Genomic DNA, 25,226 nt, shown 5'->3' with positions numbered 1-25,226 from the left:
ATCCTCTATGTCACAATATTTTCTATTCTACCATTAACTATAGTGCTATGAGCAAGAGCTTTACACATCAAAAACCCCTCTTCCATGATTGGAAAAGAGGTTATTAAACGTGTAAACTTTACTGATGCTACTTATTGCACATGTGTTGTTAAAGCAATTTATTAAAACACACCACATTCATTTCAAATATACACTAGAATAATCCAAACATCATACTTACTAGCATATTATTCTCATTTGACTTCTGCAACATCAATCACAGGTTGCTCGCTCACGTACTTGCCAATATTATCACTAAATACTTTAAAATGTGCAGATTTATTATGTGCATCTACGGCTTGTTGATTGCGATAATTTTCAACAACTACAAATGAGTTAGGTTCTGTAACATCCTCATAGTGATGATAAAATAAATTACCAGGCTCTTGTTGTGTGGCATCTACCAAATCTTTCATTAGAGATAAATATGCCTCTCGATGTTCAGCTGCTACTTTTAATTTAGCGTTAATAATAATCATCACATTCACTCCTTTAAAGTTATACTTTTATTATAATCCTTCATGAATGAAATAAACAGCTGAAGACTTTTTATCTTCAACTGTTTATTTCAAATATAGTAGAGATTTCCTCTAGTAATAAGTTTATTTTAAAGTTTTACTTTCGTCTTTAAGCAATGGTTTGTCTGGTGCTACAAAGAACCAAAGTATTACTGCAATTACTGCTGGAATAATAAGCAATTGGAAAGTCATTGTCCATCCCAAAGAACTTACTAACGCACCTGCTAAGAATGGACTTACTAATGCACCGATATTGCCCCATAGGTTCATCCAACCTGATACAGTACCGGCAAAATTACGTCCAATATCATTAGCTGCTGCCCAACTCATTCCCATTGAAATACCCATACCACCAAGTCCTAATGATAACCAGAAAATAGTGACATATAGATTTTCCGTATGCACGGCAAAGAAAATGGCTACAGCAAAAACAATAAATCCTACAATCGCAATCACACCTCTAGATACAAAACGTGATTGACCTGTACTTAAAATTTTATCTGAGATTGCACCCGCTGATAAAATGAGGAAGAACATAATTAACCAAGGCAATGAACTAATTGCCATATCTTTAAAAGCAACATGATATTGTTCAGTTAAATATGTAGGCAACCAAATTAAGAATAATGTAATGATAAATTGCACTACAAAGTATTGTCCTGCAATGGCATAGAAACTAAAACGACGGAAGAATTGTCCCCAAGGTGCTACTGATTTTGATGTTTGCACAATATCACGATTTTCCATAATAAAACGTTTTTCTGCTTCATTTACCATTTTATGCTGTTCTGGTAAATCTTTAGCGATAATTCCCCAAAGAATCGCAATTAATATACCTGCAGCACCAAAAATATAGAACACTGCCTCCCAGTTAAATGCATTAACAATGGCTATCGTTACAATGGGTGCGAGCACAGGGCCAAAATAAGAACCTGCAAGCAATGCACTTGAAGCACGACCTTTTTCTGTTTTAGAGAACCATGTCGAGTTAAAAACTGCATTTGATGGATACATTGGTGCTTCCCCAACACCAAATAAAAATCTTACAAAGTAAAGCAAGCCATGGTGCTTAATCATACCTGTAAAAATAGTAAAAGCACTCCACCATAATAATGCTATCGTAATCATTTTTCTTGGCCCAAATTTTTCGGCTAACATTCCTGAAGGTACCTGCATTAATGCATAACCTAATGAGAAGAATGAAGCTAATAACCCAAATTGCTTTTTGTCCATTCCTAAATCTGCCATCATTTGTGGCGCGATATAAGAAATATTTGAACGGTCCATGTACGCAATGACACCAATAATAAAGAACGCGATTGCAAAGTACCAACGAACATTACTTCTTTTTTGAATCATAACTTTTGTTACTCCTTAAATTTTGTCGTTTCTTAAATTGCTGTTGAAGAAGTTTCAAAAAAGTCTGTCTAACGATGTTATATGACTCCCTTTTTAACACTGTCATCATAGGCTTTTTAAGTTATTTTTTTATCATATTAGCAGATTGCGGAAGCGGTTTCAATATTAAATTCACATTTTTGTCAATTTTTTTATATTTTTTGCATATTCTTAGCCGTCACATCGGAATAATTTGACTATTTTTATGTTAAATGCCCATAAAATCAGTACCTCAATGAATTTTAACTAATTATTTGAATTTAATTTCTATAAACTTTAATGCATAAAACCAACAAATATACATCGAATTATTTGCAATAATTTGAATTACCTATTAAAACAATTAATATTTGTTATTTTGCCTTTATTCATGCACATTTAAGCATATATCTTTTATCAAAAACGTATCTCTATAAATTAAAAACAGTATTAAAATTTGAATTCAGCCATATTCTTTTGTAGAATGTAGTTAAATTAAACGCTAATAATCATATAATCATCCACTGGAAGTGCCTTTTATCTTAAGGCTGAGAGTAAAGAAGAGACTTTATAATTCCTGGAACCTGATCCAGACAGTACTGGCGTAGGGAAGTGGCGAAGGATATAAAGTAACGATACTATACGCTATTCCCTACTTGGGTTTAGCGTTTTTTTAATTTAAATGAGGTGATGTTCATTTTCATTGCGATAACAGAATATAAATTTTTAGACAACAACGATTTGCAGCACTTTCTTACTATCGAGCAGGACATAGATTTTTTACTTTTTAGAACTTCTATGTCTCAGAAGGAATTACAGCACTTTATTCAACAGTTAATTTATCAGGGATTTCCAAAATCTAAGATGATGATACACAGTGATGTCAAGCTGTTAAATACATTGGGATTACAGAATATTCACTTCCGAGAAAATGATGCACAAGCATTTCAACTTAAGTCTAAATATCCTGACATACACGTATCTATGTCTACACATCATTTATCTTCGGTAATCCGGGCTTATGAAGCGGGACTTGACGCGGTCTTTTTTGGGCATATTTTTCCTACACCTTCAAAACCCAATTTACCGCCACGTTCTCAAGTTGAAATCGATTCGGTATTAGAAGTTCCCATCCCTGTATATGCAATTGGTGGTATAACAACGGATACTATCCGCAAACTATCCCCCAAATTTGCTGGAATATGTGCAATTTCTTTCTTTATGAAATCATCCGCTTCAGTTATTCATCAATTTCGAAAGGAGTGGCATCATCATGCATGATGTACTAATTATTGGTTCAGGTGTCATCGGCATGTCCATTGCACGTTCTTTAAGTGAAAGCCATTTGGATATTGCGATTGTTGATAGAGATGTTCCTGGCAAACATGCTTCTTATAAGGCAGGTGGAATGTTAGGCGCTCAAAATGAATTTACTTATGACAGCGCTCTATTTCGTCTCGCGCTTGAATCGCGAGCTATGTTTCCTGATTTAGCCGCAGACTTATTTCAAGAAACAGGTATCGACATTCAGTTTCAAAATTCTGGGTTAATTAAAGTAGCTAGCAGCAAAGATGATGTTAATCACTTAATGGCTCAGTATGAATTTTTAAATGCACATGATTCAAGTGTCACTAAATTAAGCGATAACGCTTTAAAGCAACTTTCACATGGCACAATCAATCCTAGTCCATTATCAATTTATATCCCAAAAGACGGACAAATTAATGCACATCATTACACACAAGCCTTATTAAAATCGATTTTAAAGCGTGATATTCATCGATACTATGAAACAGAAGTTACCAATATACGTAAAGATAATGGCTTTTATCAAGTTATGACAACAACCGGTACATTATATGCGCAAAAAGTGATTGTCGCAGGAGGTGCATGGTCATCAGAATTACTTGAACATTATCATTTGCCACGTAAAGTTATCGGGGTAAAAGGTGAAGTTATTTTAGTCGAACATAATGACTTGAAACTTACCGAAACCGTTTTTATGACAAATGGTTGCTATATTGTACCTAAGAAACCTAACCGTTTCTTAATTGGTGCAACCAGCGACTTTGATAATTATTCTGTCGGCAATACCGATGATGGAATACATTGGTTACTTGAAAAGTCAAGCGAACGCATTCCAGCATTAGCGCACAGTAAAATCATTAAACAATGGTCTGGTGTGCGACCATACACTGAACAAGAACTACCGATTATGGATCGCATTGATGATGGTCTATTTGCCATTACTGGTCACTACCGTAACGGTATTTTATTGTCACCTATTATTGGCAGAGATATTGCAAATTGGTTGTTATCTGGTACCAAACCAGATATTTATAACACATTTTCAGCGACTAGGAGGGAAACATATGAAGTGCATGATTAATGGTGACCCTTTCACATTTGACAAGGAACAATCCATTCAAGATGTGTTACTTGCATTAGAATTAGATCCGAAACGTGTCATCGTTGAATATAATGACACTTTAATTAAACAAGATGACTATCACAGTCACACGGTAAGACAAGACGATAAATTAGAATTACTAGAATTTGTTGGAGGCGGATAATATGTTTAAAATTGGCTCATTAGAATTAAAATCACGTTTATTATTAGGCACAGGTAAATTTGACAATGAAGACATTCAAACCAAAGCGATTGAAGCGTCAGAAACAAATGTCTTAACTTTTGCGGTAAGACGCATGAACTTATATGACAAAAATTTACCAAACCCACTTGCAAATATTAATCTCAAAAATTTTATTACATTCCCAAATACAGCTGGAGCAAAAACAGCGAAAGAAGCGATTCGTATTGCTGAAATTGCTAATCATGCCGGTGTATGTGACATGATTAAAGTTGAAGTGATTGGTGATGATGAAACACTCTTACCCGATCCATTTGAAACGTATGAAGCTTGTAAAGTATTGTTAGAAAAAGGCTATATCGTTTGCCCTTATATTTCTAATGATGTCGTCCTAGCAAAACGATTGGAAGAACTAGGCGTTCATGCGGTAATGCCGCTTGCTTCACCTATTGGTACAGGCCGAGGTATTAATAATCAGCTTAACTTAAGTTATATCATTAAAAATTCCAATGTTCCTGTAATTGTTGATGCCGGCATTGGATCACCAAAAGATGCATGTCATGCTATGGAATTAGGGGCTGATGGTATCTTACTCAATACAGCTGTGTCAGGGGCAAAAGACCCTGTAAAAATGGCAGAAGCAATGAAATTAGGTATCCAAGCAGGTCGCTTATCTTATGAGGCAGGACGTATTCCAGTTAAATATACTGCACAAGCATCTAGCCCAACTGAAGGACTCGGTTTCTTATAATGTCTCGTTATGAGCGACAAATACGTTTTGCCCCTTTTGGCGAACATGGACAAACTGCACTATCGCACGCGCAAATTTTAATTATGGGTGCTGGTGCGCTAGGCAGTCATGTTGCTGCACAACTAGCTCGTATGGGGGCGCGAAATTTATATATTGTTGACATGGATATCATTGAAACATCTAATTTGCATCGTCAATCACTCTATACTGAAGAAGACGCAGATAATATGCTACCTAAAGTAGAGGCTATCAAACAACATATTCAACACATTAATAGTGAGGTTAATGTAACGACCTTCTATCAAGAAGTCGAGTCCTCAACGATAGAAGCATTATTGACAAGCGTGCAACCAGACATTGTGATTGACGGTATGGATCATTTTAAAATTCGTTATTTAATAAATGAAGTATGCCATAAATATCAAATTCCTTGGGTTTATGGTGCTGCGGTTGGCAGTAAAGGAACGGTGTATGGCATAGATTTTAAAGGTCCTTGTTTAAAATGCTTGCTACAATATATTCCTGAGACGGGTGAAAGTTGTGCAATAAATGGTGTTCTTCCACCTATCATTTCACAAGTCGCAAGTTATGAAGTGATGGAAGCCGTTCGATACCTCATTGGTGTAGGCTTTTCAAAACAATTAATTACACTCGATGTATTCAACGTCTCATATAAGGCTATGAACGTCGATGTATTACAAGATGACAACTGTCAAGTATGTGTGCAAGGCTATTATGAGATATTGGAAACCAAACAACAAACACATATCGAAAATTTATGTGGAAAAACATATTTATTTCGTTTCCAAACACACGCCTTTGACTATGCACATCATTTCCCAGGACATATCATTAAAGAAACACCTTTCGCTAAGCTGATACACTATCAAAATTACCGCATGACACTGTTTGAAGATGGTCGTATGAACGTCTATGGCGTCACAAACAATGAAGAAGCGCAACAGTTATACCATCAGTTCTTAAAAGCATTAAAATGAGTTAATAACTTCAAAACTATAGCTAAATAAATGATAAAGCAAGCAATTCATAGTAAATTTGATTATAATGAATTTACTATGAATTTTTTGTTTGATATAACTAAAGTGGATTGTTAAATCTTAAAGGAGTTTACTGTCTTTATGGAACAAATCATTACTGATTTTATAAATCAATGGGGCTATACTGCCATTTTTATTTTAATTTTGTTAGAAAATGTCTTACCCGTCGTACCATCTGAAATTATTTTAACCTTTGCCGGTTTAATGTCTGTGAAATCCGGCCTATCTATTGCAATATTATTTACGATTTCAACAATCGCTTCTTTTATTGGTTTATTAATTTTATTCTATCTCTGCCGTCTTATTTCAGAAAACAGTCTATATCGATTTGTTGATAAATATGGCAAATGGGTTAAATTAAAAAGCAAAGATTTAAAACGTGCAAACGATTGGTTCAAGAAATATGGGGCTTGGGCGGTATTATTATGTCGCTTTATTCCTGTATTGCGTGTCTTGATTACCATTCCAGCAGGTATTAACCGCATGAATGTTGTTAAGTTCGTAACACTGTCGTTATTAGGTACTACGATTTGGAACTTTGCGCTCATTTTATTAGGTCGTGTACTTAGCGATAGCTTCGACGTACTGATGAATGCACTTCATACTTATTCTTATGTAATGTATATCATTCTAATTATTGCAATCCTTTATCTTGCTTATCGACTCTTTTTCAAAAAAGGTAAAAATATCAAATAATAAATAGAGAACTTAGAAGTGACGCAACATAACTTCTAAGTTTTTTTATTCTTAAGCGCTTATGTTGAAATGTTCTGTATTTTTGTTAATAATTTATGTAAGCGATTTAATCATTGATATAGAAGTATTATTTCGATTTAAACTATATACAGGAGTGACGCAATTATGACACCGAATACACTAAGTGAACTTAAGCAAAAGTATTTAGATTTACTTTCCCATCATTACGATAGCCCAGAAAAATTAGCAACTGAGATTATTAATTTAGAGTCTATTTTAGAATTACCAAAAGGCACGGAACACTTTGTCAGTGATTTACACGGTGAATATGATTCGTTCCAACATGTATTGCGCAATGGTTCAGGCAACGTACGCGCGAAAATAAATGATATCTTTAAAGATAAATTAACCACTAAAGAAATTAATGATTTAGCTGCCCTTGTTTATTATCCCGAAGAAAAGTTAAAGCTAATTAAAAATGAATTTAATTCTAGAGGACAACTCAATCTGTGGTATATCACTACGATTGAACGCCTAATTGAACTTATTACATACTGTTCTTCTAAATATACACGTTCAAAATTGCGGAAAGCTTTACCGACGCAATATGTCTATATTGTTGAAGAACTATTGTACAAAAGTAATGAATTTAATAACAAAAAATCTTATTATGAAACACTCGTGAACCAAATTATTGAACTTGAACAATCAGATGATTTAATTATCGGTTTATCTTATACAATTCAACGATTAGTCGTGAACCATCTCCATGTTGTTGGTGACATTTATGACCGTGGACCTCAACCAGATAAGATTATGGATACACTTATCGATTATCATTCTGTCGATATCCAATGGGGTAATCATGACGTATTATGGATTGGTGCCTATGCCGGTTCAAAGGTGTGTTTAGCCAACTTACTTCGCATTTGCGCGCGTTATGATAACTTAGATATTATCGAAGATGCATATGGCATTAATTTACGACCGTTACTCACTCTTGCGGAAACCTATTATGACGGGAACAATCCTGCTTTCAAGCCTAAAAAACGGCCGGATAAAAAAGCTGCTTTAACGAAACTAGAAGAAGATCAAATAACAAAAATACATCAAGCGATTGCCATAATCCAATTCAAATTAGAAATACCTATTATTAAACGACGTCCAAACTTTGAAATGGAAGAGCGTCTCGTGCTTGAAAAAACAGATTATGACAACAACAAGATTACTGTGTATGGTAAGACCTACCCATTAACAAATACGTGCTTTACTACTGTGGATCCACAAAATCCTGGTAAATTGTTACCTGAAGAAGAAGATGTTATTAATAAGCTGTTATTGTCATTCCAACAATCAGAAAAATTAAAACGTCATATGTCATTTTTAATGCAAAAAGGTACATTATATCTTCCTTATAACGGTAATTTACTCATCCATGGCTGTATTCCTGTTGATGAAAATGGAGAAATGGAAGCTTTTGAAATTGAAGGTGTGAAACATCAAGGACGTGATTTACTAGATGTATTTGAAACGCATGTACGTGAAGCATTTGACCATAAGGATATTACAGACGACTTATCTACTGACCTAGTGTGGTATTTATGGACTGGTAAATATAGTTCATTATTTGGTAAACGTGCCATGACAACATTTGAACGTTATTTTATTGAAGATAAGGTCTCACATAAAGAAGAAAAGAACCCTTATTATCACCTACGTGAAGATGTGGACATGATTCGTAAAATGTTAAAAGACTTTGGTCTGAATCCTGATGAAGGACGTATTATCAATGGGCATACACCTGTTAAAGAAATTGATGGAGAAGATCCGATTAAAGCTGATGGTAAAATGCTTGTAATTGATGGTGGTTTCTCAAAAGCCTATCAAAAAACTACAGGTATTGCTGGCTATACATTATTATACAATTCATTCGGTATGCAGCTTGTTGCTCACCAAGAATTTAATACGAAAGATAAAGTACTATCTGATGGGGCTGATGAACTATCTGTACGTCGAGTCGTAGATGAAGAGCTACAACGCAAAAAAATACGTGATACCAATGATGGTTACCATATTCAAGAACAAATCGATATTCTCAAGACATTAATGCATGATCGCTATCTTAATTAGCTGACACATTTTTTCAATAAAAACGCGCATCTTTTTCTATTGATGCGCGTTTGTTATTTTAAACATTATATACATTTTTAAGCACGCCATAAATACCGTCTTCATAATGTGGCATCTTTTTAGTACTATGATTAAACCTAACAACCTGATTGTCATCAATATGATAAATAATCATATCAGATGAATGATCATAATCAAATTGTGCAGCTGGAACATCGATAATATTTTGATTAACAATGCAGTTGTCAAACCATTTCGGACTATGATTTTCATCAAATAAAATATGATGTCGTAAAGGGCCATTTAAGTTATTTCGAGCTTGTTCATCAGTAAAGGATACAGGCATCATATCCACATTAGTTAAGCCAAATTCAGGTACCAATTCATTAAAAGCCAGACTATTAAAAATAAATGACTTAGTCATCAGTAAACATTTATTATAGCGAATTAAATCGGCATAGATGCGGTCATTGCTTGACAACAAGTTGCCTTCAAACACTTCAAAGCCTAATTGTTGAGCTTCTTCTGTCGTATTGGTAAATAAGTTGAAGACCATAACGGGAATATGATGTTCACGCAATTTTGATCCTAAATGAAACGAAAAAGCACTTTCCCCAACGATGATGACACCAGGTGGTTCTGTACTAGCTAATCCAAGTCCTTTACTAAGCGGTGTAAAGCTAAAGCCATAAATCACGACAGTTATAAAGACTAAACCAAACGTTACGGGCGTGATGTAAGATGCCATTTTTACACCATTATCCATAAATAAAGCCCCAAAAAATTGTGCCACGGTTAATACCACGATTCCTCTAGGTGCCATCATTGCGACTAAGGCACGCTCTTTTTTCGTTATCTCAGTGCCTATAGTTGAAAGCAGAACGGATATAGGACGAACAAGAACAATCATTACTAATGCAAACAGAACTAATTGCCAAGACAATATATTGACTAAAATATCTGATGTTAAAGATGATGTGATAAGTATAAATACAGTTGACACCAGAATAGATGATAAATTTTCAATAAAATGATCTGATTCTTTAAAAATTAAATCATGTCGTTTTTGACGCGCCATCATCAAACCAAAAATAGTAACAGCCAGCAAACCTGATTCAGGTAGTATTTGGTCACATATACTAAAAACTAATAAAATAAAGACTAGTTGAATTGATGGCATAAGGCCTTGTGAAATAAAGTCTAATTTAATTAGCCAATTGAACAAGAATGATGCACCAAATCCAATCGCAATCGTACCAATAATCTGACAGCCGAATATAAGTATCACATGCAAACCAAAACCTTCATCAATAATTTGATAAATATAAAAGGCACTTAACGCTAATATGGGGCCAATGGGATCAAGAATAATACTTTCCCAACGTAAAATAGAATCGACATTTTTTCGTACTTTCGCTTGCTTGAGCAGTGGTTGAATAACAGTTGGTCCCGTGATTAAAAACAATCCAGCAACAACGATAGCAACGGCTATAGGGAAATGTAAAATCATATGTAATGCTATAGCACCTAATACCCAAGCAATCGCAGCACCTACAGTGATGATACGTAATATAGCTTTAGAAATACCTTTCAATTCACGAAAGTCTAGGTTACTGCTCCCTTCAAACAAAATAATCGCAACCGCTAATGAAACAATAGGACTAAAAATGTCAGAACCAAGCGTTTCTTTAGGATTTGCTAAACCCAATATCGGACCAACTAATAAACCTACAATCGACATGACGACGATTGACGGCCATTTAATACGATTGGCAAGCCATTGACTAAATATTCCTAGTGTTAAAAACAACACGATGACTAACATAATTGGCAGATTAAACGACATAGTGCCCCCCCTTTTACGATATACTTTCTTATGAATCATGCTATATATTAGCAAATTTTAATGCTAAATGCATTAAGACTGTCTAACCCATTCTTGATTAAACTTAAGATGTATTTATACCATACACGTTATAGGGGAAATATCGCTATTTGTATATTCCAAAAATACAACTTTACTCTTGAGACAAACTTCCCATTTCTTTTTTTCTCAAAATAGTCTAATATATATAGATATTGCTTTATATAATAAATTTAATTTTAAATGTATATATATACTATTTGGTTAGAAAGGATGACATACATGAGTTCATTTAGAGAATCAATGATGGTCGCCTTTGCTTTTGTAGGTGTCGTTGTTGGTGCAGGGTTTGCCACTGGTCAAGAAATTTTTCAATTCTTTACGATTCATGGGAGTGGCAGTATTCCAGGTCTGATTATTACAGGAGCAATGATTACTGTTGGTGGTATCTTCGTTCTTAATACAGGATATCGTCTCAGAGCGTACAATCATTCACAAGCAATTCGTTACTATTTACACCCAACAATCGCCCAATTTTTTGATATTGTTTTAACATTATTTTTACTTTCTTTAGCTATTATTATGACGGCTGGCGGTGCCTCTACAATACATGAAAGCTTTAAATTACCATATTGGCTTAGCTCGCTCTTATTAGTGCTATTAATCTTAGCTACACTATTTTTAAAATTCGAACGTCTTATTACTGTTTTAGGCATGGTCACTCCTTTCCTAATCATTGTAGTAACAATTATTGCTGTTTATTACTTTATAACTGGACATCTCGATTTTTCAATTGTGGATTCAGACAATAACAAACTTCAAACACATTCGCCTGGTTGGTGGTTTGATGGCTTAAACTATGCAAGTTTACAAATTGCAGCTGCTTTTAGCTTTTTATCTGTGATGGGTGGTCGTCTCCAATATAAATCTTCGACACTTTGGGGCGGATTATGCGGAGGGCTAATTGTAACTTTTTTAATACTAATGATTAATCTTGGATTATTAACGAAATACACGGAAATCAAAGGTGTTGCCTTACCTTCACTTTTACTTGCTCAACATATATCTCCTATTTTGGGGACGATTATGTCTGTGATTATGGTGTTAGTGATTTATAACACTGTTGTCGGCTTAATGTATGCCTTTGCTGCACGTTTTAGTGAACCATTTACTACTAAATACTATGTCATGATTATCATCATGGCGATAGCAACGTACATTTGCACATTTATTGGCTTTATTTCTTTAATCGGAAAAGTCTTCCCTATTATGGGATTATTCGGCTTCATTCTACTTATTCCAATTATATTTAAAGGTTTTAAACGCTTAAAAACACTTAAAAGTTAAATTAAAAAGTTCCTAAAGCGTTTTGACTCCCTTTAGGAACTTTAATTTTTAAGTTATTTAGCTAAAAGTTCTTGCCCTTTTTCTAATCCTTCTTGAGTTATTTCATGACTATTTACCCAAACTTCTGTAATCGTAGCACCATTCTGTTTAAATAGATTAATCACTTTTTGACTTTGTTCTAATGGTACTATCGGATCATTTTGTCCCATAGATAATAGGACTTGAACGTTACTCATATCTCTAGTTAACGTCACATCAACTGGATATAGTGGTGCGTATAGCAATGCTTTTTTAAATGGCACTTCTGGACGTAACATTATATTAATAGCTATATTAGAACCATTTGAGAACCCTACTAATACCGCTTTATCTAAATCAAAATGATATTGCTTTGCCGCTTCATGAATAAAATCTAATAAACGCTGTCCACGATAATTAAGATCGGCTTCATCATAAACACCTTCAGCCAGACGTTTAAAATAACGATTCATTCCATTTTCATTCACTTCACCACGAATACCTAGCAAATTATAATCAGAATTCAAAGCCGTTCCGAATGGAATTAAATCGGCTTCATCACCACCTGTGCCATGTAATAATATTAACGTTGGTGCATCTTCTTGACCTTTTCTAAAAATATGTTCCATTTCTATCCCCACTTTCTCACTATGAATTTAATTTTAATGGTGTTAAGGCTGCTTCAATTTCATGACGACGCGCTTCATAGAACGGTGGCAATTGAAGTGCTGTACCTAATTCATCGATATCTTCATCAACCGTAAACCCTGGTCCTACAGTAGCAAATTCAAAGATTATATGCCCAGGTTCTTTAGAGTAAATTGCATGAAAGTAAAAACGTTCTTTCACATCTGTAACGTTCAACCCTTTATTCACCAGATATTTACGCCACTCTAGTTGCGATTCATTATTAGGCACGGCCCAAGCAATATGATGAAAGATACCTGTACCCCAGCGCACACGTTGTGGATTGACAAAATTTTTGACAATAACTTGATGATGAATGTCTCCTACAGTTTGAAATTGAACATTGTCGCTCGTAGTTTGAACATGTTCCAAACCTAAGTCATTGTGTAATAATTGTCGAGTGGCTTCTGGATTAGCAGAAAGCATAGTGACACCATGAAACCCAATAATGTCATTTGTTTTCATTTCTTCATCACTTTCAACCATTGCTAACGTTAAACCATGTATATCTTCAAATTCTAACGTAGGTTGATTAAATGATTGCGTTTGACGTGTTTTGACTCCGTGTGCATTTAAATGCATTTCCCAACTTGTCATACTATCTTTAGGAATTCTAAATGCTAAACGACCAATCTGTCCTGAACCAATACGTCCCCTATATTGATTTGGCCAGTTAAAGAAAGTTAACACCATGTCTGAATTTACTTTCTCGTTTGAAAAATATAAGTGATACGTATCGATATCTTCAAAATTAACTGTTTGCTTAATTAATTTTAAGTTTAAAATATTTGTGTAAAAATCATAAGTCTCTTGTGCATTTCCAACAATTGCAGAAATATGATGAATGCGTTGAATCGATTCCATCATGTTCGCCCTCCTTATTTATAGCTTTTACCCGTTGTGTCAAATGGTCTTACTTGTGTTTCAATATAATCTCTTTGTTCTTCTAAAAAAGGTGGTAATGATAATTTCTCGCCTAACGTTTCATATGGCTCATCACCCATAAATCCAGGTCCATCTGTTGAAATTTCAAGTAATATGTGGCCGAGACGTGCATAAAGTGCTTCGAAATAGAAGCGATCGACTAATCCAGAGTTTGGAATACGTGCTTCTGAGTATTTTTTAATCCATTGTTCAATCGCTTCATGATCTTTAACTCTAAATGATACGTGGTGAACTTCACCATATCCTTGAAAGGCATTCGGACTTTTAGAATCTCTTCTTAAAATGACTTGTCCCCCATTACCACCTTCACCAACTTCTAATAGTACTACATCATCTTCGCTAACAACGACTTTCATGCCATATATATCTTCTAATAACTTTTTAAAATCATCGAAGTAACTTACTGTAATTTCAATTGGGCCTAAGCCATAGATTGCTTTGTCTTCTGGCACTGGTCCATTTTTCCATGGTTTACCAGGTGCTACGCCAGTATTACCTTCATCAGATACTAATTGATAATCTTGACCATCTTCTTCTTGAAATGGTAATACCTTTTTACCAAATAATGTTTGGATTCCTTCATGTTCAACACCATATTCGTCAAAACGTTTTAAATAATACTCTAATGCATCATCATTAGGTACGCGAAATGATGGTTTTGTTATTGAATTTGTGCCTTTACGGCCTTTTGAAATACCAGGAAAATCAAAAAATGTCATATCCGTTCCTGCAGAACCAACATCGTCAGCAAAGAAAGTGTGATATGTTTGAATATCATCTTGGTTAACTGTCTTTTTAACGAGTCTCATACCTAGAATTTCAGTAAAAAATTTATAATTGCGTGCTGCATCATCTGTAATTGCAGTAACATGGTGAATACCTAATAATTGATTGTTTGTCATAAATAATGCCTCCTCTATTTTATTTCGATTTCGAGATAATTTTAAATTGAAAGAAAAGTGCACATTTTTACACGTCGGCATTTTGTGCACTTAGCTTTTTGAATGTTTGTTGTAATGTCACTAATTCTTCATCTGATAACACTGAAAATGCGTGTTCTAATGTTATCGCATGTTGCGGGAATATGTCCGCCATAAATTGTTGACCTTTTTCAGTTAACGTTGCATTGTATATGCGCTTATCTCTTAAATCCTTCTCTCGTAATAGCCACCCTTTCTCCTCAAGCTGACTCACTACATACGAAATACTGCTGCTAGCAATCAGTACTCTATCCCTAATACGTTGAATGGGTTGAGGACCTTTGTTATAAAGTAACTCTAGTACAGCAAATTCTGTAATATTAAGTCCATAATTTTTCACATCTCGTTGGACAATTTTTTCCAAAGTATCTAAAGTTCGATTTAGACCAACAAAAGCTTTTAATGATTGTTGCGTGCGATCCACATCCTCACCACCCTTCAATTTATTTCGATTTCGAGATAAATTATACACGCTAATATTTTTATAGTCAATACTTTTGTTTTATGCGATATAACTTCGATGCTAAATTTGGTTGCTTCTCTAATTTTCTAAGTCATGCATTGCTTATTAATTTGTAGCAACTGAAAGATTTTAAAAATTAAGCTATTCATCCGTATTCTCAATCATATCTTTGTTAATTCTTTTCTTTTTTATATTTATCCCAGTTGCCCCCATCCATAGATATATCACTCGTTTGTCTCTCCAGTTTTCCATCATCGCCTATTTCACTTGAAGACACACCATCTTTATAGAAGTACATCATCTTGGTTCCTGGTATTTTTTTCATTGTGTCATTCGTTGGTATTTGTAAATTCCATGAGTATCTATTAACATTATCCGCAGTTTTTTTATTATAGTACGCAATAAAATCATATTCCATTCCTTTTTTAATGTAGGGATATTTACCGATTAAATTCTGCATTTGCTGATTAAATTCTGCTCCTTTTAACTTCATAACTGGTTTGAATTCTTTTTTGAATTTATTTAAATCATCAATACTATCTGTATTAACATTTAAGTACTGTTTAGTAACACCATTAAATTCTTGTTTTTTTTCAAGTTTCTCGTTCATGGCATAGTAACCATTTTTTTCAACCTCACTCTTGAATTTTAACCGTGCTTGTTCAATGTCATATTCATAGCGTTTATACATTATTGCTACAACTGCGGCAGATGTTTCGTTTTCATGTCCGGGAGTAAACGTCGTAATAACTATCTTTCCATTGGATTCAGCAAAAATTAATCTTAGTTGAAATGGCACATCATATTTAACTGTACCAACTACTACTAAACCATCAGATTGATTTTTCTCTCCAAATCCATATGAATTTGTGTAAGCTTTAACTAAATTGATTTTACAGTCAAGACCAAATAATACTTCTTTCACATATTCTTTGTATTTTTTCTCGGCTTCTGCTTTATATTTTTTTAAAAAGATCTTATTACGTTCTTTATGTCCACCAATATATTTGCCATCATAATCTTTGACGCTTACTGTTTTCGGTATGTCTTTCATTTGTTCTTTGTTCATAGAAGCACAACCTCCTAAAATAAGCGAGGCACATAATACTATACTTGTTGTTCTTTTCATGTATTAGACATCTCCTATATTATGTAAGTATTGTTTGAATCGACGTATAAAACTAACGTAAGTTGAAATTTATATTTTATAAATATTTTATATAAAAAAATTAAAACTGGCAATTGGAATTTTATGCATGAAATAAAAATTGGACAGCATATAAAGTCAAAACTAACTTTATATACTGCCCTTAATGATTCAATAATGATAGTACTAAATTACCATGTACGTGATATTATGATAATTTGGCGCATATTTTATATATTCAAGTGATTTAAGCGTTGTTGAAGTGATGGATGTGTTGACATCAACTTTACCTTTGTATCCTCCATAATACCGAGCGCAATAAACTTTTCGAAAGCTTGGCGTTGTGCTGTCTTTGATGTAAATTGTGCAGCAAAGCGATCACATTTTAGCTCTTTAAGACGCGCATAATGGAAAAATAAGAAAAATCCAGAAATATAGAGTGATAACACAATAACTACAAATATTAACAACAATAAAACATTGTTAAAATGAATTGTACGACTAACTAATAATGCAATAATTGGTATAAGTGCGACAACAACTGAGCGCATTAATCTTAACTTTAAAATATCATGATCTTTAATATGACTATATTCATGTAGGATAAAAAACTTTAGTTCCTCTATTGACAATGCTTGTTCAATACGTCTATCTATTGCGATAACTTTACGATGTCCGCTTCCTGAAGCAAATAAATTAGGTTTAAATGGTAATTCTCCAATATATGTGGTTACTTGTTGTGTTTCCATCTCTGGTATATGTTGTTGCAACCACGTACGATCAACCTCTGTGCGGTTGCTTAAAAATAAATACATATACGGACTGATAAATGCATATCCAACTAATCCGAATGCAAAAATAAACAAATAGCGTATTTCCGTTTGTCCAAGAAGTGAAACTTGTATTACGTCAAATTTTATTAATATAACTAAGCTTAAAAATATAATTGCAATGAGCCTCATTTTAATCCTCTTTCTTAGGGAAGATAATATTTAATACAACCTTTTAAATTTACATATGTGATTTATTATATAGCGACAAAAGAATTTAAATGCTTATGTATGCATCCTGATGATAATGATACACACATACTACTTATTCATAATACAATCATATCGATTACACTTGTCATTTTAAATGTTTTCTTAGCGCAATTCAATGTCCTAAAATGGTTGAGCCATGTTTAATTTATACCAAAAGTGATACATATATAATATAAAAAATATTAAGGAGTGATTACAATGGACAATACGATTAAACAAGGTCATAATCAGTTCTATATTGGAGAATCTGAAGACAACGCTCAAGCTGTTATTACGTTTAAACAAGTAGATAATAATGAAATTGATATTGACCATACCGGTGTACCTGACGAATTAGGAGGTCAAGGTATTGGAAAAGAACTAGTAGCAGCAGTTGTGAACTATGCTAGAGACAATCAATTGAAAATTATCGCATCTTGCCCATTTGCCAAACATGTATTAGAAACTAATGATGATTACCAAGATGTCTATCTTGGCTAATACAAATCATTGCCTCAATAAAATATATTTCAAAATAGTGCATTAAGTTTCGTCTCAACTTAATGCACTATTTCGCTTTCATTGTAAATATTATAAAAATAATATGTCTTTATCGCTTGAAGCCCCATATTTTTCCTTTTTCTAACTACGTATTTCTTTATTGAAACAATACTAAGTTTCATTTACTTAAAAACCTGTATTATCAACCACTTGACTAAAAATGTATAAACTTTGAAACTTCTATCTTGTACTTTTTAAATCACAAGAGTATATTTAATATACCAGATATAAATTATAAATAAAATTATCACTATAGGAGGCAATACATGATGACTTCATTCCATACCATTGAAGCAACGCACGTAACAAATATCACATTAAATGTCGCTGATTTAGCTAAAATGACAACTTTTTACAGCACTATTCTTGGTTTTTCAATAAAAGCACGCAGCGAAGAACGTACTATCTTAAATGTAGGCGCAAACGGTCATACTTTAACTTTAAATTATTTAGCTGAAGGACGACATCCTAGTTTCCGAGAAGCTGGTTTATTCCATATTGCTTTTTTATTACCTAGCCGCGCTGATTTAGCCAATTTCTTGTATCATGTTAGCCGGTTAAATATCGCTGTTGGTGGTGGAGATCATCTCGTAAGTGAAGCACTCTACTTTAATGACCCTGAAGGTAATGGCATCGAAGTATACCAAGACCGACCAAGTGACCAATGGCAATGGAATGATGATTTCGTAAAAATGGATACGTTAGAAGTGAATGCTGATGATTTAATTGCACAACGTACTAATTTAGGTTGGCAAGGCTGGCCTGCAAATGGGAAAATCGGGCACTTACATTTAAAAACACATGATATAAAAGAGGCATATGATTTCTATGTTTCACAACTTGAATTAGCACATATTTCTAAATTCCCACAAGCATTGTTTATGTCAACACAATATTATCATCATCATATCGCTGTGAATATGTGGCAATCAAACCAGAAAAGAATAAGTAATACGGAAAGTTATGGCTTAGTCCATTTTGATATTTATAAACCCAATGCTGAAGAAACGCACGTAACATCACCTGAAGGCTTCGATATTACAATTCATAGTGATACAAGCACGGTTGCAGGATAGTATAAAAAAACAGAACGCATAAAGCGCTCTGTTTTTATGATGTCGTATTACAATCATAATAAATTATATTAATATAAACCTTTCGTTTGATTGCTTGTATCGATAAAGATGTTTTTAACTTGTTGATAGTTTTTAATCGCATCTTTATAAACTTCACGACCAATACCGGATTTTTTATATCCACCAAATGGCGCACCGGCTGGAATTTGGTTATACGTATTAATCCAAATACGTCCTGTTCTCATTGCTTTAGCGACATTTAAAGCACGGTTGAGGTTTGTCGTAAAGATACCACCAGCTAAACCGTATTCCGAGTCATTAGCGATTTGAATCGCTTCATTTTCATCTTCAAATTTTTCTACAACTAATACTGGTCCAAAAATTTCTTCTTGTGCCAATTTATGACTATTATCTTTTAACTCAATGATTGTAGGTTCAAAGAAATATCCTTTATCGCGACCATTATCAGTTAGACGATGGCCACCTGTTAAGATAGTTGCACTGCTATCTTCTTCTGCAATTTTAATATAGCTTTCAATTTTTTCTATTTGATCTGGCCCAGTTTGAGCACCCATTTTAATATCTTTATCGAAAGGATCGCCAACTTTGATATTTTCAAAAGCTTCTTTCAATTTAGGAATGACTTTATCATAAATTGAAGTCTGTACTAGTAAACGTGAGCCTGCACTACATACTTCACCTTGGTTAAATAAAATTCCAAGTTGTACACCTTCAACTACTTGATCTAAATTTGCGTCATCAAAGATAATATTTGCACTTTTACCACCAAGTTCTAAAGTAGTCGGAACAATACGTTCAGCGCCTGCTTTTGCTACGCCATAACCAACATCTGTTGAACCTGTAAATGATAATTTATCCACGCTTTCATGTTTAAAGATGGCATCGCCAGATTCAGAACCTTTACCAGTTACAACGTTAACTACACCTTTCGGTAATACGTCTTGGAACACTTTCGCAAGTTCTATGAGTGATAACGGTGTAGATGATGATGGTTGAATGACAACGGTATTACCTGCAGCTAATGCTGGCGCGAGTTTCCATGAAGATAATAGGAATGGGAAGTTCCATGCGACAACTGCTCCAACTACGCCGACGGGTTCATTTACAACTAAACTCATTGTATTGTCATCAATTTGATTAACACTACCTTCATCAGTTGTTAACACACTTGCAAAATATTTATACTGATTTGCTGTTTGAGGAATATCAATCGTAGACGTTTCACGGTACGGTTTACCGTTTTGTAACGACTCAACAGTCGCAAAATGTTCTTTTTTTTCAAGTATGCGACGACTAATTTCTAATAAATAGTCCGCTCGTTCTTCTTTAGAAATTTTACTCCAGCTGTCAAAAGCATCCTGAGCTGCTTTAACCGCTTTATCAACATCTGCTTGATTGGCTTTAGCTACTTGTGCTAATGTTTCTCCGTTAGCTGGATTAGTTACGTCTAATGTTTCTCCACTATCACTTGCTTGAAATTCTCCATTGATAAATAAATCATATTTTTCATCTATAAAATCTCTTATATTTACATTTGACATTGGTCATCATCCTTTACTTAGAATTTATAAAAGGCCATGTGCAATACGTTCGATGCGGTAAAGCCTGTAGAAAATAATGAAAGCGTTTTCTACGTATTTAGTATTTTACCTTTTCTGCGTAAAAAATAAAAACAACTTGCTTATAACGTATTACCAATTTAGCCGTACTTAAAACATGATGATATGCTAACTTTACATTAATATCTTATATTTTAATTATGCTTATAAATTTAAAAAGCTATTAAACTGCTAACTATACTATATTTTATTTCACTGTCTTATGGTAAAATGGTTATAATTATATAAAATATTTATATAGTGGCGTCCTTACATTCATTCCAACTAGAAAGTAGTAGCAAACATGTAAGGCATTATTAAATCATATTAAGGAGTGATCATGTGAAATTTTATCAACAACAGCGTTTTGGAATTCGTAAATTTGCAATAGGAATAGGATCAGTTGCCCTAGCAACAGTAGTATTTTTAGGAGCGAATCAAGATGCGTATGCTTCAGAAACTAGTCGTACAGCTACAGAACAAAATCAAAGTCACGCTCAGCATCAGGCAAATACTCAAAATCAACACACATCTGGTAAACATACATCAGAAGTCGATATTACAAGTCCATATGGTAAAACAACAGACATTATAGAAAAAAATAATTCAAATCAAAATAGTAGTTCACACAGCAAAACTGAAATTATTTTAGGCTCTACAGATGGTGAATGGCTCATCAATGACATAACGATTATCAATAGTGAAACGCATCACACAAGTCAAAATAATCACTCTAGTCACAATATTAAAACCGAAAAACAATCTACATCTAAAAAAATTCAACATACGGGCAGTAGTGTTAAAACTGTAAGTCAACAAAGAACAAGCCAATCTCGTTTAACTAAACAAGCTGTTCAACATCAAAGTCAAAAACAAAACGTCGAGAAACATAGTAAAATAGTTAATCCATCGACAGCAGCAGTGAATGTGGAACAACCTTTTAATCCTTCACAACATAATGAATTAAATCACACTCATCAAACATTAATCAATCAAACTAAAAAGCCAACAGTTACTCACGCTACTTCATCAAATATGACTGTCACAGCACCGATTAATCATAAAGCATTACCAAATACAGGTAAAGAAGAAACGCCCGAACATAGTATGGCATTAGCTTCAATACTCGCAGTACTTGGCTCAGCACTCTTTATGCGTCGTCGAAAACACATATAATACAAAACAGTCTGGGGCATCATTTTGTTTTAGGCTATGATATATATGTATTGGCAGTAGTTGACTAGATAGAAAATACGCTTATACTAAGCTTTTTTCAATCCTAGTCAACCTTGCTGGGGCGGGACTACGAATTCATTATGAATGCTGTCCCGCTCCCTTACTTAATCATTTAACATGCTATTACATCATTACTTATTTAACCCATTCAATGACATCTGTTGCTGGCTGACGTACTTTTCCTTTTGGCTCATCTTTTCTATAACCAAAGGCCACCATAACTGAAGGTGCAAAATGCACTGTATCAATAACGCCCTCATCTTGTAATATTTCCGTCACTTTATCCAAATCGAAACCTTCCATTGGACATGAATCAATTCCGAGTAATGCTGCTGAAGTCATCATGTTTGCTAAGGCTATATATGTTTGTTTGCTAGCCCAATCCAACAAAGTACGTTCGCTATCATTTATATGAAAATTTGTTTGGAAATCATTGAACTTTTGTTCAACTGCTGGGATGGTATGTGTATCATATTTCTTAATGTCTCTGAGGATATGTTGAACATAGTCCGACTGTGCCGTAACATTTTTACGAGCCAAAATAACAACGAAACGACTAGCTGTATCAAGTTGTTTTTGTGCACCCCAACTATAAGGTTTAAGTTTATCCTTTAGTTCTTGACTCTCAATGACAACAAATCGCCATGGTTCTAATCCAAGAGAACTCGGTGACAGCCGTCCTGACTCTAAAATCGTTTGCATATCTTTATCGCTAACTTGTTTTGATGAATCAAATATTTTCGTCGCATGGCGAAAATTTAATGCATTAATAATTGTTTCATTCATTTGTGACATGATAAAGCCTCCTGAAATAGTAGTGTGACTTAAATTATAAAATATATAATCAGTACAAAAAAGTATTGTGATTATCCAATTATTTAAAACCCACATACCACTATGGCAAAATACAAAGCAAGAATTATAAAATATGTGTAAATATTTTCATATTGTTGCTTTGGTACAATTTTATAACAAAAAATGTGATGCAAACTATTGATTTGTGAAATAATTCACAATATAATAATATTGTAGGTAAGAGACTTGTAGACACTATAACACAAGCCAATATTATTACAGCTTACTTATATATCGTATAACGTCTTATATTTATATAACTATATCATCTAGGAACAGGAGAGATTATTTCAATGACAAAAATTATGTTTTTCGGTACGCGTGATTATGAGAAAAAAGATGCTTTAAATTGGGGTAAAGCACACAATGTTGAAGTCGTTACTTCAGAAGAAATCTTAAGTGCTGATACTGTAGATCAATTAGAAGGATTTGACGGTGTTACAACAATGCAATTTGGGAAACTAGAAGATTCTGTTTATCCTAAATTAGAAGGATATGGAATTAAACAAATTGCACAACGTACTGCTGGTTTTGATATGTATGACTTAGATTTAGCTAAAAAACACGGCATTGTTATTTCAAATGTACCAAGTTATTCACCTGAAACAATCGCTGAATATTCTGTATCTATAGCTTTACAATTAGTACGTAAATTCCCATTAATTGAAAAACGCGTTCAAGCACACAACTTCAAATGGGCAGCACCTATTATGTCAACACCGGTTAAAAATATGACAGTTGCAATTATTGGTACAGGACGTATCGGTGCAGCAACAGGTAAAATTTATGCTGGCTTCGGTGCTAAAGTAGTAGGCTTTGATGCATATCCAAATCACTCTTTAGATTTCTTAGAATATAAAGACTCTGTGGAAGAAGCAATTAAAGATGCAGATATCATTTCATTACATGTACCTGCAAACAAAGAAAGCTTCCATTTATTCAATAAATCAATGTTTAGCAAAGTGAAAAAAGGCGCTATTTTAGTAAATGCCGCTCGTGGTGCTGTTATCGACACACCAGCTTTACTTGATGCAGTCAATGATGGTACTTTATCAGGTGCAGCAATTGACACTTATGAAAATGAAGCAGATTACTTCACTTATGACTGGACAGGTAAAGATGTTGACGATCCAACATTATTAGAATTAATTCGTCACGAAAATATTTTAGTAACACCACACATTGCTTTCTTCTCTGATGAGGCAGTAAGAAACCTTGTTGAAGGTGGATTAAATGCTGCGTTATCAGTCATTGAAACTGGTAAATGTGACACTCAATTAAACTAATATAGATTAAATTTAATATATACAAAGCGCTAAACAAGCGATATGACTTGTTTAGCGCTTTTTTCCTTAAGATAAGACCACATCATCTATAACCTGTAATACGCCTTGTTCATCATTGCTTGGCGCAACTGCATGCGCTATATCAAATAATTCAGAATCATTACTATTAGCCATCACATAACTATAATGGGCCAATGCCAGCATATCTTTATCATTATTAGCATCTCCAAAAGCCATGAGTTCACTAGGTTTGATATGCCACTTTGTTAACAAACCTTTAAGCGCTTCCCCTTTTGTCATATTAGGCATAATTACGTCAATACTATCATGCCCACTCGATACTAAACTTGCAATATACTTAAAGCGTATAGCCATATCTTCATCAAGCGTAGGATGCGTTGTCCGATTGATATTAAAAGCAATTTTTACATAATCATCGTCTGGTAATACGTTAAACGAATCAATTTCCTCCAATTGGTGATAATAAAAGTGCGCATTCTCTTTAAAAGGTTGTGACGTATCCTTTAAAATATAAGCACTTTTTAAGCCACATATAATAAACTCTCGAAGTCCTTGTTCTAACATTAAATATTGCACCAAAGATTGGTAGTCTTGTATATCAAAACTCTTATAATCATATAAGCTGTTGCCTTGATAAATCACAGCACCATTTTCTGCAATAAAATACATCTCTTTATCACCAAAAATAGATCTAAGCTTTGCATATTGATTTCCACTTGCTGCTATAAACTTAATATTTTTATCTTGAAGTTTCTGAAATTGTTGATTAAATCTTATTTCATCATAATGTTTTTGACTGTCTAAAAATGTCCCATCCATATCCACAGCAATCGCTTTAATCATAAATGATGCCTCCTATACCTTTCACAATTTTTCACTACCAATTATATAGCGTCTATACGTCATCATGAAGTAACGACTATCATTATGAAACTATGT

The 25,226-nt window shown here is 33.8% G+C and carries 24 protein-coding genes and 1 riboswitch; of the genes, 12 read left to right on the top strand and 12 right to left on the bottom strand.

Features of this window, described 5'->3' with window-relative positions; all coding sequences use genetic code 11:
• Positions 1 to 233: 233 nt before the first annotated feature.
• Entirely contained in the window at positions 234 to 518 is a 285-nt protein-coding gene (locus tag AL499_RS09085) for a putative quinol monooxygenase (protein WP_002460409.1), read from the bottom strand.
• A 123-nt stretch (positions 519 to 641) separates the two neighbouring features.
• Complete coding sequence (locus tag AL499_RS09080; RefSeq protein WP_002460411.1) at positions 642 to 1,916, bottom strand: pyruvate MFS transporter; 1,275 nt, start codon at positions 1,914 to 1,916, stop codon at positions 642 to 644.
• A 534-nt stretch (positions 1,917 to 2,450) separates the two neighbouring features.
• Positions 2,451 to 2,562, top strand: a riboswitch (TPP riboswitch).
• 62 nt (positions 2,563 to 2,624) lie between these two features.
• Between AL499_RS09080 and AL499_RS09075 the strand changes: the two genes are divergently transcribed.
• From AL499_RS09075 to AL499_RS09045, 7 genes are all read left to right on the top strand, one after another.
• Positions 2,625 to 3,215 carry a thiamine phosphate synthase gene (locus AL499_RS09075; protein ID WP_002492555.1) on the top strand — a complete coding sequence of 197 codons (591 nt, stop codon included), beginning with the start codon at positions 2,625 to 2,627 and terminating at the stop codon, positions 3,213 to 3,215.
• Complete coding sequence (gene thiO / locus AL499_RS09070; protein WP_002492427.1) at positions 3,208 to 4,323, top strand: glycine oxidase ThiO; 1,116 nt, start codon at positions 3,208 to 3,210, stop codon at positions 4,321 to 4,323. The genes AL499_RS09075 and thiO overlap by 8 nt, the downstream gene beginning before the upstream one ends.
• The gene (gene thiS, locus AL499_RS09065) at positions 4,307 to 4,507 is read left to right on the top strand and encodes a sulfur carrier protein ThiS (RefSeq protein WP_002460415.1); all 201 of its coding nucleotides are present in this window, start codon (positions 4,307 to 4,309) and stop codon (positions 4,505 to 4,507) included. The genes thiO and thiS overlap by 17 nt, the downstream gene beginning before the upstream one ends.
• 1 nt (position 4,508) lies before the next feature.
• Positions 4,509 to 5,276, top strand: coding sequence for a thiazole synthase (locus AL499_RS09060; protein WP_037540454.1), 768 nt, complete (start codon positions 4,509 to 4,511; stop codon positions 5,274 to 5,276).
• Positions 5,276 to 6,274, top strand: a complete 999-nt coding sequence (locus AL499_RS09055) for a ThiF family adenylyltransferase (protein ID WP_002492529.1) — start codon at positions 5,276 to 5,278, stop codon at positions 6,272 to 6,274. The genes AL499_RS09060 and AL499_RS09055 overlap by 1 nt, the downstream gene beginning before the upstream one ends.
• Before the next feature lie 141 nt (positions 6,275 to 6,415).
• The gene (uptA, locus tag AL499_RS09050) at positions 6,416 to 7,030 is read left to right on the top strand and encodes an undecaprenyl phosphate transporter UptA (RefSeq protein ID WP_002492486.1); all 615 of its coding nucleotides are present in this window, start codon (positions 6,416 to 6,418) and stop codon (positions 7,028 to 7,030) included.
• A gap of 165 nt (positions 7,031 to 7,195) precedes the next feature.
• On the top strand, positions 7,196 to 9,160 hold the full coding sequence (locus tag AL499_RS09045; protein WP_002492522.1) for a fructose-bisphosphatase class III: 1,965 nt from the start codon (positions 7,196 to 7,198) through the stop codon (positions 9,158 to 9,160).
• A gap of 58 nt (positions 9,161 to 9,218) precedes the next feature.
• Here AL499_RS09045 and AL499_RS09040 read toward each other — a convergent pair whose 3' ends face one another.
• Entirely contained in the window at positions 9,219 to 11,006 is a 1,788-nt protein-coding gene (locus AL499_RS09040; RefSeq protein WP_002478635.1) for a cation:proton antiporter, read from the bottom strand.
• A gap of 300 nt (positions 11,007 to 11,306) precedes the next feature.
• On the opposite strand from AL499_RS09040, the gene AL499_RS09035 reads away from it, so the two are divergent.
• Entirely contained in the window at positions 11,307 to 12,371 is a 1,065-nt protein-coding gene (locus AL499_RS09035) for a YkvI family membrane protein (protein ID WP_002492418.1), read from the top strand.
• A 53-nt stretch (positions 12,372 to 12,424) separates the two neighbouring features.
• Here the strand turns inward: AL499_RS09035 and mhqD are convergent, their stop codons facing one another.
• The 6 genes from mhqD to AL499_RS09005 form a co-directional block, all read right to left on the bottom strand.
• On the bottom strand, positions 12,425 to 13,018 hold the full coding sequence (gene mhqD / locus AL499_RS09030; RefSeq protein WP_002492578.1) for a methylhydroquinone degradation carboxylesterase MhqD: 594 nt from the start codon (positions 13,016 to 13,018) through the stop codon (positions 12,425 to 12,427).
• Between the two features lie 19 nt (positions 13,019 to 13,037).
• Positions 13,038 to 13,943 (bottom strand): ring-cleaving dioxygenase, encoded by a 906-nt coding sequence (locus AL499_RS09025; RefSeq protein ID WP_002492540.1) that lies wholly within the window; start codon positions 13,941 to 13,943, stop codon positions 13,038 to 13,040.
• 11 nt (positions 13,944 to 13,954) lie between these two features.
• A complete protein-coding gene (mhqE, locus tag AL499_RS09020; RefSeq protein ID WP_037540455.1) occupies positions 13,955 to 14,923 on the bottom strand; it encodes a ring-cleaving dioxygenase MhqE in 969 nt (322 codons plus the stop codon).
• 67 nt (positions 14,924 to 14,990) lie between these two features.
• A complete protein-coding gene (gene mhqR / locus AL499_RS09015; RefSeq protein WP_002478630.1) occupies positions 14,991 to 15,425 on the bottom strand; it encodes a MarR family transcriptional regulator MhqR in 435 nt (144 codons plus the stop codon).
• A 211-nt stretch (positions 15,426 to 15,636) separates the two neighbouring features.
• On the bottom strand, positions 15,637 to 16,593 hold the full coding sequence (locus tag AL499_RS09010; protein WP_002492494.1) for a hypothetical protein: 957 nt from the start codon (positions 16,591 to 16,593) through the stop codon (positions 15,637 to 15,639).
• A gap of 248 nt (positions 16,594 to 16,841) precedes the next feature.
• Entirely contained in the window at positions 16,842 to 17,573 is a 732-nt protein-coding gene (locus tag AL499_RS09005; protein WP_002460433.1) for a M48 family metalloprotease, read from the bottom strand.
• Between the two features lie 279 nt (positions 17,574 to 17,852).
• Between AL499_RS09005 and AL499_RS09000 the strand changes: the two genes are divergently transcribed.
• On the top strand, positions 17,853 to 18,134 hold the full coding sequence (locus AL499_RS09000) for a GNAT family N-acetyltransferase (RefSeq protein ID WP_002460436.1): 282 nt from the start codon (positions 17,853 to 17,855) through the stop codon (positions 18,132 to 18,134).
• A gap of 329 nt (positions 18,135 to 18,463) precedes the next feature.
• Positions 18,464 to 19,270 carry a VOC family protein gene (locus AL499_RS08995; protein ID WP_037540465.1) on the top strand — a complete coding sequence of 269 codons (807 nt, stop codon included), beginning with the start codon at positions 18,464 to 18,466 and terminating at the stop codon, positions 19,268 to 19,270.
• Positions 19,271 to 19,338: 68 nt separating this feature from the next.
• On the opposite strand, the gene AL499_RS08990 is transcribed toward AL499_RS08995, so the two are convergent.
• Entirely contained in the window at positions 19,339 to 20,832 is a 1,494-nt protein-coding gene (locus AL499_RS08990) for an aldehyde dehydrogenase family protein (protein ID WP_002492505.1), read from the bottom strand.
• A gap of 399 nt (positions 20,833 to 21,231) precedes the next feature.
• Between AL499_RS08990 and AL499_RS08985 the strand changes: the two genes are divergently transcribed.
• Positions 21,232 to 22,065: a YSIRK-type signal peptide-containing protein gene (locus AL499_RS08985; protein WP_002492466.1), complete on the top strand. Its 834-nt coding sequence runs from the start codon at positions 21,232 to 21,234 to the stop codon at positions 22,063 to 22,065.
• Between the two features lie 195 nt (positions 22,066 to 22,260).
• Here AL499_RS08985 and AL499_RS08980 read toward each other — a convergent pair whose 3' ends face one another.
• A complete protein-coding gene (locus tag AL499_RS08980) occupies positions 22,261 to 22,920 on the bottom strand; it encodes an NAD(P)H-dependent oxidoreductase (RefSeq protein ID WP_002478623.1) in 660 nt (219 codons plus the stop codon).
• Positions 22,921 to 23,273: 353 nt separating this feature from the next.
• On the opposite strand from AL499_RS08980, the gene AL499_RS08975 reads away from it, so the two are divergent.
• Positions 23,274 to 24,266 carry a D-lactate dehydrogenase gene (locus AL499_RS08975; RefSeq protein WP_037540460.1) on the top strand — a complete coding sequence of 331 codons (993 nt, stop codon included), beginning with the start codon at positions 23,274 to 23,276 and terminating at the stop codon, positions 24,264 to 24,266.
• A 66-nt stretch (positions 24,267 to 24,332) separates the two neighbouring features.
• On the opposite strand, the gene AL499_RS08970 is transcribed toward AL499_RS08975, so the two are convergent.
• Positions 24,333 to 25,130 (bottom strand): Cof-type HAD-IIB family hydrolase, encoded by a 798-nt coding sequence (locus AL499_RS08970; protein WP_002492550.1) that lies wholly within the window; start codon positions 25,128 to 25,130, stop codon positions 24,333 to 24,335.
• Between the last annotated feature and the right edge of the window lie 96 nt (positions 25,131 to 25,226).

The sequence above is a fragment of the Staphylococcus lugdunensis genome (genome assembly GCF_001558775.1).
In the GTDB taxonomy this organism is placed as follows: domain Bacteria; phylum Bacillota; class Bacilli; order Staphylococcales; family Staphylococcaceae; genus Staphylococcus; species Staphylococcus lugdunensis.
Note: the sequence above shows the minus strand (reverse complement) of the source record. Positions and strands in the feature narration are given on the sequence as shown.

What these genes read in the sequence shown, in the direction of transcription:
- AL499_RS09085 (WP_002460409.1), bottom strand. Translation starts at nt 518, where the DNA reads ATGATTATTATTAACGCTAAATTAAAAGTAGCAGCTGAACATCGAGAG.
- AL499_RS09080 (WP_002460411.1), bottom strand. Translation starts at nt 1,916, where the DNA reads ATGATTCAAAAAAGAAGTAATGTTCGTTGGTACTTTGCAATCGCGTTC.
- AL499_RS09075 (WP_002492555.1), top strand. Translation starts at nt 2,625, where the DNA reads ATGTTCATTTTCATTGCGATAACAGAATATAAATTTTTAGACAACAAC.
- thiO (WP_002492427.1), top strand. Translation starts at nt 3,208, where the DNA reads ATGCATGATGTACTAATTATTGGTTCAGGTGTCATCGGCATGTCCATT.
- thiS (WP_002460415.1), top strand. Translation starts at nt 4,307, where the DNA reads ATGAAGTGCATGATTAATGGTGACCCTTTCACATTTGACAAGGAACAA.
- AL499_RS09060 (WP_037540454.1), top strand. Translation starts at nt 4,509, where the DNA reads ATGTTTAAAATTGGCTCATTAGAATTAAAATCACGTTTATTATTAGGC.
- AL499_RS09055 (WP_002492529.1), top strand. Translation starts at nt 5,276, where the DNA reads ATGTCTCGTTATGAGCGACAAATACGTTTTGCCCCTTTTGGCGAACAT.
- uptA (WP_002492486.1), top strand. Translation starts at nt 6,416, where the DNA reads ATGGAACAAATCATTACTGATTTTATAAATCAATGGGGCTATACTGCC.
- AL499_RS09045 (WP_002492522.1), top strand. Translation starts at nt 7,196, where the DNA reads ATGACACCGAATACACTAAGTGAACTTAAGCAAAAGTATTTAGATTTA.
- AL499_RS09040 (WP_002478635.1), bottom strand. Translation starts at nt 11,006, where the DNA reads ATGTCGTTTAATCTGCCAATTATGTTAGTCATCGTGTTGTTTTTAACA.
- AL499_RS09035 (WP_002492418.1), top strand. Translation starts at nt 11,307, where the DNA reads ATGAGTTCATTTAGAGAATCAATGATGGTCGCCTTTGCTTTTGTAGGT.
- mhqD (WP_002492578.1), bottom strand. Translation starts at nt 13,018, where the DNA reads ATGGAACATATTTTTAGAAAAGGTCAAGAAGATGCACCAACGTTAATA.
- AL499_RS09025 (WP_002492540.1), bottom strand. Translation starts at nt 13,943, where the DNA reads ATGATGGAATCGATTCAACGCATTCATCATATTTCTGCAATTGTTGGA.
- mhqE (WP_037540455.1), bottom strand. Translation starts at nt 14,923, where the DNA reads ATGACAAACAATCAATTATTAGGTATTCACCATGTTACTGCAATTACA.
- AL499_RS09010 (WP_002492494.1), bottom strand. Translation starts at nt 16,593, where the DNA reads ATGAAAAGAACAACAAGTATAGTATTATGTGCCTCGCTTATTTTAGGA.
- AL499_RS09005 (WP_002460433.1), bottom strand. Translation starts at nt 17,573, where the DNA reads ATGAGGCTCATTGCAATTATATTTTTAAGCTTAGTTATATTAATAAAA.
- AL499_RS09000 (WP_002460436.1), top strand. Translation starts at nt 17,853, where the DNA reads ATGGACAATACGATTAAACAAGGTCATAATCAGTTCTATATTGGAGAA.
- AL499_RS08995 (WP_037540465.1), top strand. Translation starts at nt 18,464, where the DNA reads ATGACTTCATTCCATACCATTGAAGCAACGCACGTAACAAATATCACA.
- AL499_RS08990 (WP_002492505.1), bottom strand. Translation starts at nt 20,832, where the DNA reads ATGTCAAATGTAAATATAAGAGATTTTATAGATGAAAAATATGATTTA.
- AL499_RS08980 (WP_002478623.1), bottom strand. Translation starts at nt 22,920, where the DNA reads ATGTCACAAATGAATGAAACAATTATTAATGCATTAAATTTTCGCCAT.
- AL499_RS08975 (WP_037540460.1), top strand. Translation starts at nt 23,274, where the DNA reads ATGACAAAAATTATGTTTTTCGGTACGCGTGATTATGAGAAAAAAGAT.
- AL499_RS08970 (WP_002492550.1), bottom strand. Translation starts at nt 25,130, where the DNA reads ATGATTAAAGCGATTGCTGTGGATATGGATGGGACATTTTTAGACAGT.